We start from the raw sequence: 16402 nt of genomic DNA, 5'->3' as shown, positions 1-16402 counted from the left end.
CAAAACCCTTGAGATTCAGGGGGAAATAGACAGGCGAAGCGGCCTTGCGCACCGCAACAACCCTTGACCGCGGGGCGCGCTGAAGCTACTCTTCGCCGTTTCTGATTTGTGCGAAAGCGAGTCATGTAAATGGAACTCACCGGTGCGGAAATTGTAATCAGGTGCCTGCAGGAAGAAAAGGTCGAGTACGTATTCGGCTATCCGGGCGGCGCTGTTCTCTATATTTATGATGCTCTTTTCCGCCAGGAGCAGGTCCGTCACGTATTGACTCGTCATGAGCAGGCCGCCGTGCATGCTGCCGACGGTTATGCGCGCTGCACCGAGACGGTGGGCGTAGCGTTGGTGACCTCCGGCCCGGGCGCGACCAACGCCGTGACCGGCATCGCCACCGCCTATTGCGATTCGATCCCGATGGTCATCGTCACCGGTCAGGTGCCGACCGCCGCCATCGGCCAGGACGCCTTTCAGGAAGTCGACACCGTGGGCATCACCCGCCCCTGCGTGAAGCACAACTTCCTCGTGAAGGACGTGAAAGACATCGCTGCCACCATGAAGAAGGCGTTCATGCTGGCGCGCACCGGCCGTCCCGGCCCGGTGCTGGTCGACATCCCGAAAGACGTATCCACCCACAAGGCGGTGTTCGAGTACCCGGCCGAGGTGTCGATGCGCTCGTACAACCCGGTGGTCAAGGGCCATCAGGGCCAGATCCGCAAGGCCGTGCAACTGCTGCTCGAAGCCAAGCGCCCGATGATCTACTCCGGCGGCGGCGTGATCCTGTCCAACGCCTCGGAGCAGCTCATCAAGCTGACGAAGCTGCTCGGCGCTCCGATCACCAACACCCTGATGGGTCTTGGCGCTTACCCGGCCAGCGACAAACAGTACCTGGGCATGCCCGGCATGCACGGCACCTACGAAGCCAACATGGCGATGCACTTCAGCGATGTGCTGCTGGCCGTGGGCTCGCGCTTCGATGACCGCGTGATCGGCAACCCGGCGCACTTTGCCGAGCAGCCGCGCAAGATCATCCACATCGACGTCGACCCGTCGTCGATCTCCAAGCGTGTAAAGGTGGACGTGCCCATCGTGGGCGACGTGCGCGACGTGCTGGACGAGATGATCCGCCAGATCGAGTCCGGCGAAGCCCGCCCGGACAAGGAAGCGCTCAACGCATGGTGGAAGCAGGTCGCCGAATGGCAGAGCCGCAACTGCATGCAGTACAAGAATTCCGACGAGATCATCAAGCCGCAATTCGTGGTGCAGAAGCTGTGGGAAGTTACCAACGGCGAAGCCTTCGTGACCTCCGACGTGGGCCAGCACCAGATGTGGGCCGCGCAGTACTACCGCTTCGAAAAGCCGCGCCGCTGGCTCAACTCGGGCGGCCTCGGCACCATGGGTGTCGGCCTGCCCTACGCCATGGGCGCGCAGCTTGCGCACCCGGACGCTCAGGTGGCGTGCATCACCGGTGAAGCCTCGATCCAGATGTGCATCCAGGAGCTGTCTACCTGCAAGCAGTTCCGCCTGCCGCTGAAGATCGTGAACCTGAACAACGGCTACCTCGGCATGGTGCGCCAGTGGCAGCAGTTGTTCCACGGCGGCCGCTATTCCGAGTCGTACATGGATTCGCTGCCCGACTTCGCCAAACTGGCCGAATCCTACGGCCACGTCGGCATCCAGGTGAAGAGCCCGGCCGATGTCGAGGGCGCGCTACGCAAGGCATTCGTCGAGCACAAGGATGAAATGGTGTTCCTCGACTTCCTCGTGGATCCGACCGAAAACGTATATCCGATGGTTCAGGGCGGCAAGGGTCTCACCGAGATGATCCTGTCGGCCGAAGACCTCTAACCTGCCGACGCGCCAACGGGCTGCGACTCACCCATGCCGCAGTCTCCGACGGAGCCCCACCCGGCCCCGTCGGCGCGGAGCACCCTCTGGCGGTGCTCCGTTGCGGTGAGCAGAGCGGCTCAATACGACCCTCCCCGGGAATTGAACATGAGACACGTCATCTCCTTGCTGATCGAGAACGAAGCCGGCGCCCTGTCGCGCGTCTCGGGCCTGTTCTCGGCCCGCGGCTACAACATCGAATCGCTCACCGTCGCGCCGACCGAAGACCCTTCGATGTCGCGCATGACCATCGTCACCACCGGCTCCGATGACATCATCGAGCAGATCACCAAGCAGCTGAACAAGCTGGTCGAGGTGATCAAGGTGGTCGACATTTCCGAGTCCGCCCACGTCGAACGCGAGCTGATGCTGATCAAGGTCCGTGCCACCGGCAAGGACCGCGAAGAAGTCAAACGCATGGCCGACATCTTCCGTGCGCGCATCATCGACGTCACCGAAGCCTCATACGTCATCGAACTGACCGGCGACCAGGGCAAGCTCGACGCTTTCGTGGCGGCCATCGACACCGACCTGATCCTGGAAACCGTGCGATCGGGCGTGTGCGGCGTGGGCCGCGGCGACCGCATCCTGAAGATCTGATTTGAACCGTGGCCCTTCGCACTCCGTGCGCGAAGGGCTGCACCCTTTCTGCCTGAAGAAGCACCCGAACAAAGCGAGGAAACGATGAAAGTTTATTACGACAAGGACGCCGACCTTTCCCTCATCAAGAAGATGAAGGTCACCATCGTCGGTTACGGCTCCCAGGGCCACGCCCACGCCCAGAACCTGTCCGAATCCGGCGTCAAGGTCACCGTGGCCCTGCGCAAGGACGGCGCTTCGTGGGAAAAAGCCAAGGCCGCCGGCCTGAAAGTCGAGGAAATCGACAAGGCCGTGAAGGGTGCCGACCTGGTCATGATGCTGCTGCCGGACGAGAACATCCCCGAGGTCTACAAGAACGCCGTTGAGCCGAACATCAAGAAAGGCGGCGTGCTGGCGTTCGCCCACGGCTTCAACGTGCATTACAACCAGGTCGTGCCGCGCGCCGACCTCGACGTGATCATGATCGCCCCGAAGGGCCCGGGCCACACCGTGCGCTCCGAGTACCTGAAAGGCGGCGGCGTGCCGACCCTGATCGCCATCCACCAGGACAAGTCGGGCAAGGCCCACGACATCGCCCTGTCCTACGCGGCTGCCAACGGCGGCACCAAGGGCGGCGTGATCGAGACCAACTTCCGTGAAGAAACCGAAACCGACCTGTTCGGCGAGCAGGCCGTGCTGTGCGGCGGCGCCGTCGAGCTGATCAAGGCTGGCTTCGAGACTCTCGTGGAAGCCGGCTACGCTCCGGAAATGGCCTACTTCGAGTGCCTGCACGAGCTCAAGCTGATCGTCGACCTGATGTACGAAGGCGGCATCGCCAACATGAACTACTCGATCTCGAACAACGCCGAGTACGGCGAGTACGTGACCGGCCCGGAAGTCATCAACGACGAATCCCGTGCTGCCATGCGCAAGGCTCTGAAGCGCATCCAGACCGGCGAATACGCCAAGATGTTCATCTCCGAAGGCCGCACCAACTACCCGTCCATGACGGCGTATCGTCGCCTTAACGCTGCCCACCAGATCGAAGTCGTCGGCTCGCAGCTGCGCTCGATGATGCCGTGGATCAGCAAGAACAAGCTGGTCGACCAGTCGAAGAACTGATCGGCTCACGCTGACAAAGCGGGGCGGGTGCGACGCGGTTTTCCGCGCGCCCCGCCCCGCTTCCGTTTACGCCTCGGCGCGCTGCGCAGCCGGCCTGCGCTACAATCGAGTCATATGAACGAACGAGCTGACCACAACGTGCAGGAAGACAACTACTCGCCGCCCGCCTCCCCGCCCAGCCGTCGCAGGGGTATCTACATCCTGCCGAACCTGTTCACCACCGCCGCATTGTTCGCCGGCTTCTACGCCATCGTGCAGGCTATGCAGGGGCGGTTCGACATCGCCGCCGTCGCCATCTTCGTGGCCATGGTGCTCGACGGCCTCGACGGACGCGTGGCACGCCTGACCAATACGCAAAGCTCGTTCGGCGCGGAGTACGACTCGCTGGCCGACATGGTTTCCTTTGGCGCGGCACCGGCGCTCATCGTCTATGAATGGGCGCTGAAAGACCTCGGCAACATCGGCTGGATCGCCGCCTTCATCTACTGCGCCGGCGCGGCACTGCGTCTGGCGCGCTTCAACACCACCATCGATTCGGTGGATAAACGCTTCTTCCAGGGCTTACCCAGCCCGGCTGCCGCGGCGCTGGTTGCTGGTCTGGTGTGGGTGGTCACGGACAACGACATTCCGGGCACGGACGTGATGTGGCTGACCGCCTTCCTGACGGTCTTTGCCGGCCTGTCGATGGTCAGCAACGTGCTGTTCTGGAGCGGCAAGGACATCAACCTGCGCAAGAGCGTGCCGTTCATCGTGGTGATCGCGGTGGTGCTCGGCTTCGCGCTGGTGTCGACCTACCCGGCCGGCGTGCTGTTTGCGCTGTTCCTGCTGTACGCCGCTTCGGGCTACGTGATTCTCGCCTGGCGCTGGCTGCGGCGTCGCCGTGCCAACGCCGCGGCGCAGGAAAACAAACCACCCAGCGAGGAATAAGCCTCAGGCCTGCGGCGGGCGCTGACGCGACGGCGCGGTGTTGCGGGCGTACATGATGACGCTGAGGAACAAGGCGGCCGACAGCAGCGCTTCGATCATCGCCAGCACGCCGCCCAAGCCCGGATCCCACGCGCGCATCACGCCCTCGGTGAAATACAGCAGCACCAGCATCGACAGCCACTGGTAGGTGTACCGGCGCCCCTTCAGCACCCCGAACACCGCCGCGAGCAGCGGCAACACCTTGAGCATCATCCACGAGCCACCGGGACGCAGCGGCGCGAGCCAGGCCTCCCAAACCACGCACAACACGATCAAGGCAATCAGCAGGACGCTGGAAATCAGGTTCAGGCTTCGAGGAGTCATGATTCTCAGGAAAGTTTGACGGCCAGTTCGGCCACGCGACGACCCAGCGCCACAGCCAGTCGCTTCTCTTCGTCGGTCAGGCGCGAACTGCCGTCCGACCCGGCCACATGGCTGGCACCGTATGGCGTGCCGCCACTGCGCGTGGAATGAAGATCGGATTCGCTGTACGGAATGCCCACCACCACCGCGCCGTGGTGCAGCAGTGGCAGCATCATGGTGAGCAAGGTGGCTTCCTGGCCGCCGTGCAGGCTGCCGGAAGATGTGAATACCGCAGCCGGCTTGCCCTGCAGCGCCCCGTTCACCCAAGCTCCCGCCAAGCCGTCGATGAAGTACTTCATCGGCGCGGCCATGTTGCCGAAACGCGTCGGGCTACCCATCACGATGCCGGCGCACTCTTCAAGGTCCGCTGGCTCGACATAAGGCGGCCCCTCGGCCGGCACCTCGTCTTCCACCGCCTCACTCACGGCCGACACCTTGGGCACCGTTCGCACGCGCGCAGCCACACCCGGAACCGCCTGCACACCACGAGCGACTTCTTCGGCCAGCGCACGCACGGAACCGCGGTGGCTGTAATACAGGACGAGAATTTCCTTCATCGGCGGACCATCCACTGCAACGGGCGCAATTATACGACAGCCCCCGCCCGCTCCGACCTCGAAAAGCCCGACCGACCTTGCTTGCCGCGAGCTAATCGGCTATATTCACGCGTTTTCCGAATTCACCTGCAGGAAATTCCCATGGTCGTCATTCGTCTTGCCCGTGGTGGCGCCAAGAAGCGCCCCTTTTTCAATATCGTCGCTGCCGACAAGCGTGACCGTCGTGACGGCCGCTTCATCGAGCGCGTGGGTTACTACAACCCGGTCGCTTCCGGCAACGCCCAAAACCTCGTGATCAACGCCGAGCGCCTTGAGCACTGGATCCAGAACGGCGCCAAGGTTTCCGACACGGTTGCCCGCCTGGTCAAGCAGTCCGCCAAAGCGGCTGCCTGAGTCAGTCACGGCTGACTGACTCGCCATGATCGTACTGGGGCGCATTGTCGCCCCTTTCGGCATCAAGGGCTGGGTTCGTATCGCCCCTTTCGGAGATGACCCCGAAAGCTGGGGCGAAATGTCGCAGTGGTGGATCAGCCGCGACGACGGCGCAGCAGACGATGCTTGGCAGGCGGTGGAAATCACCGAATGTCGCGCACACGGCACCGGGCTCATCGCAGCACTGCGCGAAGTCCCCGACCGCAACGCCGCCGAGGCTGTTAAAGGCTGGTTCGTCGGCGCGCCGCGCGAAGCCCTGCCCGAGCCTGGCGACGAAGAGTATTACTGGGCCGATCTCATCGGCCTGTCCGTCCTCAACAAAGACGGCGAAGCGCTCGGCGAAGTGGCCGGGCTGATGAGCACCGGCGCGCATGACGTTCTGCGCGCGGTGGATGGTGACACCGAACGGCTGATTCCCTTCGTCGCGGCCTACGTGCTCGACGTCGACGCTGCAGCCCGCCGCATCACTGTCGATTGGCAGAAAGACTGGTAAGCGTGACCGGCACCACCCTGCTCCGACGTTTCGATGTCGTGACGCTGTTTCCCGAGATGTTCTCTGCCCTCACCGGCAGCGGCATCACGCGACGCGCACAGGATCGTGGCCTTTACGCACTGGGCTTTCACAGCCCGCGGGACTTTGCGAACGATGCTCACCGTACGGTGGACGACCGGCCTTACGGCGGTGGTCCCGGCATGGTGATGATGCCCGAGCCGCTGGAGCAATCCATCGCCGCAGCAAAGGCAGCCCAGATTCAAGCCACGGGCCACGTCGGCCGCGTGATCTATCTCTCCCCGCAAGGGAGCAGACTGAATCACGCCAAGGTGGTGGAACTGGCCGCGCAACCCGGCGCGATCTTGCTGTGTGGGCGCTATGAAGGTGTCGACCAGCGAGTCCTCGACCGCTGCGTGGATGAAGAGATATCGCTCGGAGACTTCGTGCTCTCGGGCGGCGAACTGGCAGCGATGGTGCTGCTGGACGCCATCATCCGGCAATTGCCGGGTGCTTTGAACGACGAGGATTCGGCTCAGGAAGACTCGTTCGTAGACGGACTGCTCGACTGTCCGCACTACACGCGACCGGAAGTGCATGACGGTCAGCGAGTGCCGGACGTGCTGCTGTCAGGCAACCACGCCGCCATCCGGCGCTGGCGCCTGAAGCAATCGCTGGGGCGGACCTGGCTGCTGCGCCCCGATTTGCTGGAGGCGCGCACACTAAGCCGCGAAGAATCGAAACTGCTTGATGAATTCAGGCAGGAACACGGGAGCAAGGGCTGACGCCTGAGCAACCACCGAGAAGGGTCTGAAACGGCCCGGTAAAAAGCGCCCGCATCAGGTCACACTGCTCTGCCGGCAAGCGCCCTTCGGGGCCACACAACAAACGGAGTTGAACCATGGATCTGATCCAGAAACTCGAGCAAGAAGAAATCGCTCGCCTGACCGAAGGCAAAACCATCCCGGCTTTCGGCCCGGGTGACACCCTGATCGTTCAGGTGAAGGTCAAGGAAGGCACGCGCGAGCGTCTGCAGGCTTACGAAGGCGTTGTCATTTCCAAGCGCAATCGTGGCCTCAACTCGAACTTCATCGTGCGCAAGATTTCGTCGGGTGAAGGCGTGGAGCGTACGTTCCAGACCTACTCGCCGCTGATCGCCAGCATCGAAGTGAAGCGCCGCGGTGACGTCCGTCGCGCCAAGCTGTACTACCTGCGTCAGCGTTCGGGCAAGTCGGCACGTATCAAAGAGAAGCTGAACTACAAGGGCGCCTGATCGCCACTGCTTCAGGCACCTTAGGGCGCCTCGGACAGAAAAAAAGGACTTCCCTCGGGAAGTCCTTTTTGTTTGCTACGCCGCCTGTGAAAGCAACACCCTTCTACCTCAAAGCTGCGATGTGCCCTTACCAGCCTGCGGAACCGCCCCGCAGCTGACAGGCGCCCTCAGAGGCGCGCTCAGCGCCTCTCCACGCGAAACAGCATGATGCCCGCAGCGAACAGGAAGACGCCCGGTGGCGTGATCGCCGCCAGCACCGGCGGCCAAGCGTTGATCATGCCCAGATTGCCGAACAAGCCGTTGAGCATGTAGAAGCCCACACCCAGCATCACACCGAGGAAGACCTTGACGCTGACCGCGCTCATGCGGTCATGGCCCAGCGCGAACGGCAGCGCCAGCGCCATCATCACCAGCGAAGCAAACGGATAGGTCAGCTTGCGCCACATCGAGATCTCGAAGCGGCGCGTGTCCTGGCGGTTGTCCTGCAGGTGGGAAATGTACGTGAACAAAGTGCGCAAGGCCATGCGGTCGGGCGACACCAGCAGCACGCTCAGCACATCCGGCGTGAGTTGCGACGGCCACACCATCGACTCTTGCTGCGAGAGTTGCACGCTGTCGCCAAGCAGGCGGGTTTGCGTGACTTCGCTGAGCGTCCATGAGCCGCTGGCGCCGTCATAGCGACCGCTCTGCGCAAGGGTTACGGACTGCAGCTCGCGCTCGCCGTCGAAGTCGTAGATGCGCACGCCGTGAATCGAGCCATCCGGGAAGATCGTCGCCACGTTAACGAAGTCATCCTGATCCTTGACCCACAGACCGGACTCGAGTTGATTCGACACGGCCGAACCAGTGGCAGCCAGGCGCCATTGCTGCGCGGCGCGCTCGGATGGCGGCGCAATGAATTCGCCGAAGATGAAAGCCGCCACGACGAACACCGAGCCGATGGCTGCAAGCGTGCGCAGCATGCTGCCGGTGGACATGCCCGAAGCACGCATTACGGTGATTTCGGAGTGTCGCGCCAGCGTCGTCAGCGCGTACAAGGTACCGATCAGCACGACCACCGGCAGCAACTCATAGACGCGCCCCGGCAGCAGCAGCACGACATACACGGCCGCCTCGACCACGCCGTATCCGCCGCGACCGATGTCTTCGAGCTCATTCACGAAATCGAAGAACAGGAACAAACCGAGAAAAGCGGCCAGCAGGATGCCCGTTCCGGCGAATATCTCGCGGGCGAGGTGACGGGTGAGGATCGACAACTTCATGCCCTCGCCCTCCAGAACGGCGACAGCGAGAGGCGCTTGTAGAACAGCAAGGCGAGCATGCCGAGCATGATCAGGTGAGGCAGCAGTGTGGCCAACCAGAAACTGAGCTTGCCTTGCGCCACCCAGGCATCTCCGATGCTGATGGCGTTGCTGTACACGAGGTAGGCCAGCACGGCCACGATGAGATTCATGCCCCGCCCTGCACGCGGATTGACGAACGACAACGGAATCGCCAGGAAAGCCAGCAGCAGGGCCGCCAACGGCGCGTTGATGCGAGACGACAACTCACCCAGGGTGCGCGGCGTGCGCTCCTGCAGCAGCTCGATGGTGGGCGTGGTGCGCATGCGCGCGGTCGGTGCTGCCATGCGACGCTGGTCGATCAGCACGCGATAGGCTTCGAACTCCATCACCTGATAATCAGCCGCCCCCGGCGCGCCGTCGTAGCGCTTGCCGTTTTCCAGCACCAGAAAGCGGTCACCGTTGGCATCGGATTCGATCTGCCCCTCTTCCGACACGATGATGCTGGCGCGGCCGTCCTGCATTGAGCTGACGAACACGTTGCGCAGCTTGCCGCCTTCCGCGCCGCCGCTCTCAACGAAAAACACCCGCTGCCCCCCCGGAGACTCGCGAAACACGCCGGGCATCACCCGGGTGGTGTCATCACGATTCTCCAGGCTGGCGCGGAATTCCTCGCTCTTCTGGTCCGCCCAGGGCGTGATGAACAGGGTCAGCGCCGCGATCACCACCGACATCGGCACGGCAAAGCGCATCACCGGCGCAATGAAGGCTGTCAGCGGCAGGCCTGACGAAAACCACACCACCATTTCGCTGTCGCGGTAATAGCGCGACATCGTGATCAGCACCGACACGAACAGCGTCAGCGAGAGAATGACCGGCAAACGGGCGAGCGAACCGAAGGCAATCAGCCCCATGACGGCGTCGGCCGGCACCCGCCCACCCGCCGCCTGCCCGAGCATGCGGATCAGGACGACACTGGTGAGAATCGCGAACAGGGCCACGAACAGGGCCACCGCCGTAGTGCGAAACTCTTTCAGGATGGCGTTACGGAAGATCATCGTGCCGGGCGCTCACTCAATCGAAGCCATGAGCACCGCCCGATGCGGCGAAACGTGACGACATCACCCGCAGCAGGGGATTTCGCGGACATGCCGGTTTTGACGGCCTCGCACTGCGCAGCCATAATCAGCCGCATCATCAACGAGGAATGCTCAAGGAGAACAGCGGTGGAATTTACCATAAAGACCGGCAACCCGGCGAAGCTCACCAGCGGTGCAATCGTGGTGGGGCGATATGCCGATCGGGACATGCCGGACACCGCGTACGCCACATTGGACAAGGCCTCCGGCGGCAAGCTCGAAGTGCTCGCCGCCCGTGGCGACCTCGAAGAGCGCGCCGGCTCGCTGCTGATGGTGCCTGGCATCGACGGCTGCAGTGCGGCGCGCATTCTCATCGTGAGCCTCGGCAAGCAAGACGACTTCAACGACAAGGCCTGGCGCGACGCCGTTGCGGCGGCCGCCAAATGGCTGTCCAACGGGCCGGCCGGCGACGCTCTGGTCACTCTGGCCGATGAGCTGCCGAAGGGCCGCGACCTCGGCTGGGGCTTGCTCAACGCTGCGCGCATCCTGGGCGATGCAACCTACCGCTACGACACCACACGCAGCAAGTCCGGCAACGAGCGCACGCGCGGCGCCAGCAAAGTCACCATGCTGACCGCACACAAGGTAAGCGCCGCCATGAAGACGGCGCTCGCCCAGGGCGCAGCGATTGCCGAAGGCATGGCGCTCACACGCGAACTGGGCAACCTGCCAGCCAACATCTGCACGCCGACGCATCTGGCCGAAACGGCCCAGGCGCTGGGCCACGAGTTCAAGTTCAAGGTCGATGTGCTAGAGCGCAAGGACATGGAGAAGCTCGGCATGAATTCGCTGCTGTCGGTCGCGCGCGGCTCGCATCAGCCCCCGAAATTCATCGTCATGCACTACAAGGGCGGCAAGGCCAAGGACAAGCCGGTGGTGCTGGTCGGCAAGGGCATCACCTTCGACACCGGCGGCATTTCGCTCAAGCCGGCAGCCGAAATGGACGAGATGAAGTACGACATGTGCGGCGCTGCCAGCGTCATCGGCACCTTCAAGGCGCTGGCGCGCATGGAGCTGCCGATCAACGTCGTCGGCATCGTGCCCACCACCGAGAACATGCCTGGCGGTGGCGCCACCAAGCCGGGCGACGTGGTGACGTCGATGAGCGGCCAGACCATCGAGATTCTCAACACCGACGCCGAAGGCCGTCTGGTGCTGTGCGACGCCCTCACCTACGCCGAGCGTTTCAAACCGGCTGCGGTGGTGGATGTGGCCACCCTCACCGGCGCGGTCATCATCGCACTCGGCAAGATCCCCAGCGGCCTGATGGCCAACGATGACGATCTGGCCGACGAACTGCTGAATTGCGGTCAGCGCGCGGGCGACCGCGCGTGGCGCCTGCCGATCTGGGACGAGTACCAGGATCTGCTCAAGAGCAACTTCGCCGACATGGGCAACATCGGCGGCCGCGGCGCCGGCTCGATCACCGCCGCCTGCTTCCTCGCGCGCTACACCAAGAGCTACAAGTGGGCGCACCTCGACATCGCGGGCACGGCCTGGGTGTCAGGTGAGGCGAAGGGCGCCACCGGCCGGCCCGTGCCCTTGCTGACCGAATTCCTCATCGGTCGCGCCAAGGGCTGAGGGGGGCGGATGACACGGGTCCAGTTCTATCACAACACTGAAGACCCGCTGGCGCTGGCCTGCGAGCTCATCGCGCGTGCGCAGCAGGGCGGCCGCAAGATTGCCCTGCGCCTGCCCGACGCTGCCAGCGCACGCCGCGCTGACCAACTGCTGTGGAGTTTCGACCCGCTGGCCTTCGTACCGCACGTGGCGGCCGGCAGCCCGCTTGCCGCCGAGACGCCGGTGATACTTTCCGATGCAGGCACGCCGACCGAATGGCCGCACGCCGATCTGCTGTTCAATCTGGCCTCAGACGTGCCACCGGGCTATGCGGACTTCCGCATGCTGGTTGAGATCATCGGCAAGGACGAAGCGCTGCGTGCGCCCGCCCGCAGCCGCTGGATGACCTACAAGCAGCAAGGGCACGAGTTGCAGGCCTTTGACTCCGAACTGCGCAAGGCCCTGTGATGGCAGACGATTTCGATGACGACCGCGACCTGCGTGAAGCCGACGCGCTGCTGCGCAAGGCCGATGCACTGTTGTCGCGCGGCCGGGTAGCCAGTGAGGTCGCTGCGCCCGCCGTCGGCCTGAGCTTCGAGGACGACGACCTGCCGCTTGTCACCGAAATCATCTCCGAGACGGCCCTGCCCCCTCGCAGCGCAGCGGCCGAAGCGCCTGCCGCCGCGTCACCAAGCGCTGCCCCGCAGCAGCCTCACGGCGAAGTGCAGATCGCTGAGCAGCTCATCGACCTCGACACCATGCTGCAACGCGAGATCGAAACCTGGCTCGGGCGTGAACTGCCGGAAATCGTCGGGCGCGAGCTCGATGCCCTGCGTTCGCGCATTCGCGCCGAAGTGCTTGGGCAATTGCGCGCCACGCTGCTGCCGAAGCTCTCCGAGGAAATCGCGCAGCGCTTGACCCGCAAGACGCAGATCACCCGTCCCGGCCCTTGAAGGTCGCTGCGTGCGATGCACGCAATGCCACCCAGCCCTCTTCCTTGAACAGAAACTGACGGCGCTTGAGCTGCTCCAGATCATGGCCGGCGCCCATGCCGGCCGTCAGTCGCGGGCGCATCTTTTCGAGATCGATCAGGGCCACGACGAATTCACGCTCGCCGTCACGACGTGCCATCACATGCTTGTCGTACAGGCTGCTGTGTTGCAGGCGGGCTCCATGCAGCTTGCCGAGCATGCTGCCGGTGGCCACGGCAAGCCATGAACGGGCATCACCATCGAGATCCTGCCAGCCCGTGAGGTCACGAAACCCGGTGAGCTCCTCGGTGACCAGCACCGCCTCGACACCCTCGGAAGTCCGCCGCACGGCATGAAACACCGGCGCGGGGGCGGTGATGCCCAGATCGCGCAGACGGTGCAGGTAATGCCACTCGCGGCTGGCGGTGGGCCAGCCCAGCGGATGCGACCAGGTGCGGCAGAGGTGGTTGAGCTGGCGTTTGACGCACAGCGTGCGGCCATCCACCTGCGCCCGCATCATGCCGCTCCACCCGTTGCGACGGTGGTTGGGCTCTTCGACCCAGGCGCCATCAATGTTCCACCAACGCTCGAACTCCGCTTCACTCATTCCCTGCCCCGCTTCTTGGATGGGGCGATGCTAGCAGAGCCGGCGCTTCATCGGCAGAGCGTCATCCAGCCGACACGGGGGTCCGTTATAATCGGAACTTTTTTCCGGCTCCCGACCCATCATGGAACTCGCCAAAAGCTTCGAACCCACCGCGATTGAATCCCGCTGGTATCCTGAGTGGGAGTCCCGCGGTTATTTCGACGCCGGGCTCGACACCTCGAAGTCCAATTCCTTCTGCATTCTGCTGCCGCCGCCCAACGTCACCGGCACGCTGCACATGGGGCATGGCTTCAACCAGACGCTGATGGACAGCCTCACGCGCTATCACCGCATGCGTGGCGACAACACGCTGTGGCAGCCGGGCACCGACCACGCCGGCATCGCCACGCAGATCGTCGTCGAGCGCCAGCTCGATGCGCAGGGCATCAGCCGTCACGACCTCGGCCGCGAGAAGTTTCTCGAGAAGGTCTGGGAGTGGAAGGAATACTCCGGCGGCACCATCACGCGTCAGATGCGCCGCCTTGGCACCAGCCCGGACTGGAAGCGCGAGCGCTTCACGATGGACGAAGGCCTGTCGAAGACCGTCACCGAAACCTTCGTGCGCCTGTACAACGAGGGCCTGATCTACCGTGGCAAGCGTCTCGTTAACTGGGATCCGGTGCTGGGCACCGCGGTGTCCGACCTCGAAGTGGTATCGGAAGAAGAAGACGGCAAGCTGTACCACATCCTCTACCCCTTCTCCGACGGCCTGATCGACGGGCTCGCCGGCCTGACGGTGGCCACCACCCGCCCCGAGACCATGCTGGGCGACGTGGCGGTGATGGTGCACCCGGAAGACGAGCGCTACGCCCACCTCATCGGCAAGACCGTGCGCCTGCCGATCGCGGGCCGCGACATCCCGATCATCGGGGACGACTACGTTGATCGCGAATTCGGCACCGGCTGTGTGAAGGTCACGCCGGCGCACGACTTCAACGATTATGCCGTGGGACAGCGCCACAAACTCGACATGATCGTCATCCTGACACTGGGCGCCGCCATTCCCGCTCAGGCCGAGGTGTTCGACACGCAGGGCCAGCCGAAGGGCACGCTGGCGATGCCCGCCGGCATCGCCGGGCTTGACCGCGTGCCGGCGCGCGAGAAGGTGGTGGCTGATCTGGAAGCTGCCGGCGCGCTGATCGAGGTCAAGGCCCACAAGCTGATGGTGCCGCGCGGCGACCGCACCAACGTGGTCATCGAGCCGATGCTCACCGATCAGTGGTTCGTCGCCATGAGCAAACCCGGTACGGACGGCAAGAGCATCACCCAGAAGGCGCTCGACGTGGTCGCCTCGGGGGAGATCAAGTTCTATCCCGAAAACTGGGTGAACACCTACAACCAGTGGCTCAACAACATCCAGGACTGGTGCATTTCGCGTCAGCTGTGGTGGGGTCACCAGATTCCGGCCTGGTACGCGCTCGAAGGCGACACGCGCCGCGTGTGGGTGGCGCACGACCTCGACGAGGCCGCCGCACTGGCTGAGCGAGACGGCTACCGCGGCGAGCTGGCACGCGACGAAGACGTGCTCGACACGTGGTACTCATCGGCGCTGTGGCCGTTCTCGACGCTGGACTGGACGCCCGAATGGCCCGCCAAGTCCAACGACGCGCTGGACCTTTACCTGCCTTCGACGGTGCTGGTCACCGGCTTCGACATCATCTTCTTCTGGGTGGCGCGCATGGTCATGATGACCACGCACATCACCGGCAAGATTCCGTTCAAGCACGTGTACGTGCACGGCCTGATCCGCGACGCGGAAGGCCAGAAGATGTCGAAATCCAAAGGCAACGTGCTCGACCCCATCGACCTGATCGACGGCATCTCGCTAGACGACCTGGTGGCCAAGCGCACCACCGGCCTGATGAACCCCAAACAGGCGGCCAGCATCGAGAAGAAAACGCGCAAGGAATTCCCCGACGGCATCCAAGCCTTCGGCACCGATGCGCTGCGCTTCACCTACGCCAGCCTAGCCAGCCCGGGCCGCGACATCAAGTTCGACCTGTCGCGCTGCGAGGGCTATCGCAACTTCTGCAACAAGCTGTGGAACGCCACGCGCTTCGTGCTGATGAACTGCGAAGGGCAGGATTGCGGCTTCGACCCGCACACCGCCGAGCAATGCGTGCCGGGCGGCTACCTCGACTTCTCCTTCGTCGACCGATGGATCGTCTCGCAACTGCAGCGCACGGAAGCTGAAGTCGAAAAGCATTTCGCCGAATACCGCTTCGACCTCGCCGCCAAAGCGGTGTACGAGTTCGTATGGGACGAGTACTGCGACTGGTATCTGGAACTGGCCAAAGCACAGATCCAGCAGGGAGACGAAGCACAGCAGCGCGCCACGCGCCGCACCCTGCTGCGCGTGCTCGAAACCGTGCTGCGTCTGGCCCACCCGCTGATCCCGTTCATCACCGAAGAGCTGTGGCAGACGGTCGCCCCGATGGCCGGTCGCAAGAAGACCGACAGCATCATGCAGGCGCCCTACCCGGTCGCCGACGCTGCGCGCATCGATGAAGAGTGCGAGGCACGCATGACGGCGTTGAAGGCCATGATCAACGCCTGCCGTAACCTGCGTGGCGAGATGAACGTGTCGCCGGCACAGAAGCTGCCGCTGATCATCGCCGGCAAAGCTGCATCCGCAGAAGACTTCGTGCCCTACCTGTCGGCGCTGGCGCGCCTCTCAGAAGTCGAGCTGACCACCGACATCCCGGCGGACGCACTGGCGCCGGTGGCCGTGGTCGGCGAGCACCGCCTGATGCTCAAGGTGGAGATCGACATCGCCGCCGAACGCGAGCGCCTTGGTAAGGAGATCACCCGCATCGAGGGCGAGATCGCCAAAGCCAACGGCAAACTCGGCAACGCCAGCTTCGTCGAGCGCGCACCGGCGGCCGTGGTGGCGCAGGAACGTGAGCGCCTGGCCGGCTTCGAGGCAACGCTGAATCAGTTGCGCCCGCAACTCGAACGACTCGACGCACGCTGAAACGACGCCACAAAGCCCCGGACGCACCTTTGAGGTGCTGCCGGGGCTTTGTTTTTGTGATCGAGGCGCTTTCAACTGGCAGAGATAAAAATGCCTTTCTTTTCTGAAGTTATGCGGACTTGATCCGTTAACAGAACAAATGCCGGATATCACGGCCGGATGAACCCAA

General features: G+C 63.6%; 18 protein-coding genes. 12 read left to right on the top strand and 6 right to left on the bottom strand.

Annotated elements, in window-relative coordinates; genetic code table 11:
• Window positions 1–15: 15 nt before the first annotated feature.
• Window positions 16–261: a hypothetical protein gene (locus AC6H0W_RS07635; protein WP_497576769.1), complete on the bottom strand. Its 246-nt coding sequence runs from the start codon at window positions 259–261 to the stop codon at window positions 16–18.
• Between AC6H0W_RS07635 and AC6H0W_RS07630 the strand changes: the two genes are divergently transcribed.
• The 4 genes from AC6H0W_RS07630 (at window position 151) to pssA (ending at window position 4509) form a co-directional block, all read left to right on the top strand.
• On the top strand, window positions 151–1842 hold the full coding sequence (locus AC6H0W_RS07630) for an acetolactate synthase 3 catalytic subunit (RefSeq protein WP_497576764.1): 1692 nt from the start codon (window positions 151–153) through the stop codon (window positions 1840–1842). The genes AC6H0W_RS07635 and AC6H0W_RS07630 overlap by 111 nt on opposite strands.
• Before the next feature lie 147 nt (window positions 1843–1989).
• Complete coding sequence (gene ilvN / locus AC6H0W_RS07625) at window positions 1990–2481, top strand: acetolactate synthase small subunit (RefSeq protein WP_497576564.1); 492 nt, start codon at window positions 1990–1992, stop codon at window positions 2479–2481.
• Window positions 2482–2565: 84 nt separating this feature from the next.
• The gene (ilvC, locus tag AC6H0W_RS07620; RefSeq protein ID WP_497576563.1) at window positions 2566–3582 is read left to right on the top strand and encodes a ketol-acid reductoisomerase; all 1017 of its coding nucleotides are present in this window, start codon (window positions 2566–2568) and stop codon (window positions 3580–3582) included.
• A gap of 114 nt (window positions 3583–3696) precedes the next feature.
• Window positions 3697–4509 (top strand): CDP-diacylglycerol--serine O-phosphatidyltransferase, encoded by an 813-nt coding sequence (gene pssA, locus AC6H0W_RS07615; RefSeq protein ID WP_497576562.1) that lies wholly within the window; start codon window positions 3697–3699, stop codon window positions 4507–4509.
• 3 nt (window positions 4510–4512) lie between these two features.
• On the opposite strand, the gene AC6H0W_RS07610 is transcribed toward pssA, so the two are convergent.
• Entirely contained in the window at window positions 4513–4872 is a 360-nt protein-coding gene (locus AC6H0W_RS07610) for a DUF2069 domain-containing protein (RefSeq protein ID WP_497576561.1), read from the bottom strand.
• A gap of 5 nt (window positions 4873–4877) precedes the next feature.
• Complete coding sequence (gene wrbA / locus AC6H0W_RS07605; RefSeq protein WP_497576560.1) at window positions 4878–5468, bottom strand: NAD(P)H:quinone oxidoreductase; 591 nt, start codon at window positions 5466–5468, stop codon at window positions 4878–4880.
• Between the two features lie 141 nt (window positions 5469–5609).
• On the opposite strand from wrbA, the gene rpsP reads away from it, so the two are divergent.
• The 4 genes from rpsP (at window position 5610) to rplS (ending at window position 7663) form a co-directional block, all read left to right on the top strand.
• Window positions 5610–5861, top strand: coding sequence for a 30S ribosomal protein S16 (rpsP, locus tag AC6H0W_RS07600; RefSeq protein ID WP_497576559.1), 252 nt, complete (start codon window positions 5610–5612; stop codon window positions 5859–5861).
• Window positions 5862–5886: 25 nt separating this feature from the next.
• Window positions 5887–6393 (top strand): ribosome maturation factor RimM, encoded by a 507-nt coding sequence (rimM, locus tag AC6H0W_RS07595; protein ID WP_497576558.1) that lies wholly within the window; start codon window positions 5887–5889, stop codon window positions 6391–6393.
• Between the two features lie 2 nt (window positions 6394–6395).
• A complete protein-coding gene (gene trmD, locus AC6H0W_RS07590; protein WP_497576557.1) occupies window positions 6396–7175 on the top strand; it encodes a tRNA (guanosine(37)-N1)-methyltransferase TrmD in 780 nt (259 codons plus the stop codon).
• A gap of 116 nt (window positions 7176–7291) precedes the next feature.
• Window positions 7292–7663, top strand: a complete 372-nt coding sequence (rplS, locus tag AC6H0W_RS07585; protein WP_497576556.1) for a 50S ribosomal protein L19 — start codon at window positions 7292–7294, stop codon at window positions 7661–7663.
• 179 nt (window positions 7664–7842) lie between these two features.
• On the opposite strand, the gene lptG is transcribed toward rplS, so the two are convergent.
• Window positions 7843–8925: an LPS export ABC transporter permease LptG gene (lptG, locus tag AC6H0W_RS07580; protein WP_497576555.1), complete on the bottom strand. Its 1083-nt coding sequence runs from the start codon at window positions 8923–8925 to the stop codon at window positions 7843–7845.
• Window positions 8922–10001: an LPS export ABC transporter permease LptF gene (gene lptF, locus AC6H0W_RS07575; protein WP_497576554.1), complete on the bottom strand. Its 1080-nt coding sequence runs from the start codon at window positions 9999–10001 to the stop codon at window positions 8922–8924. Before lptF ends, lptG begins: the two co-directional genes overlap by 4 nt.
• 168 nt (window positions 10002–10169) lie before the next feature.
• Between lptF and AC6H0W_RS07570 the strand changes: the two genes are divergently transcribed.
• From AC6H0W_RS07570 to AC6H0W_RS07560, 3 genes are read left to right on the top strand one after another with little or no spacing between them, the layout of a single operon-like run.
• A complete protein-coding gene (locus AC6H0W_RS07570; protein WP_497576553.1) occupies window positions 10170–11663 on the top strand; it encodes a leucyl aminopeptidase in 1494 nt (497 codons plus the stop codon).
• 9 nt (window positions 11664–11672) lie between these two features.
• Window positions 11673–12110, top strand: a complete 438-nt coding sequence (locus AC6H0W_RS07565) for a DNA polymerase III subunit chi (protein WP_497576552.1) — start codon at window positions 11673–11675, stop codon at window positions 12108–12110.
• A complete protein-coding gene (locus AC6H0W_RS07560) occupies window positions 12110–12595 on the top strand; it encodes a hypothetical protein (RefSeq protein WP_497576551.1) in 486 nt (161 codons plus the stop codon). Before AC6H0W_RS07565 ends, AC6H0W_RS07560 begins: the two co-directional genes overlap by 1 nt.
• On the opposite strand, the gene AC6H0W_RS07555 is transcribed toward AC6H0W_RS07560, so the two are convergent.
• Entirely contained in the window at window positions 12576–13220 is a 645-nt protein-coding gene (locus tag AC6H0W_RS07555) for a lipopolysaccharide kinase InaA family protein (protein WP_497576550.1), read from the bottom strand. The two genes, AC6H0W_RS07560 and AC6H0W_RS07555, sit on opposite strands and share 20 nt — an antisense overlap.
• 121 nt (window positions 13221–13341) lie before the next feature.
• Between AC6H0W_RS07555 and AC6H0W_RS07550 the strand changes: the two genes are divergently transcribed.
• Window positions 13342–16233 (top strand): valine--tRNA ligase, encoded by a 2892-nt coding sequence (locus AC6H0W_RS07550; RefSeq protein ID WP_497576549.1) that lies wholly within the window; start codon window positions 13342–13344, stop codon window positions 16231–16233.
• Window positions 16234–16402: the final 169 nt, after the last annotated feature.

The organism is Pseudazoarcus sp. NS20 (genome assembly GCF_059703745.1).
The sequence above is the reverse complement of the archived record's forward strand: the minus strand, read 5'-3'. Positions and strand labels throughout refer to the sequence as shown.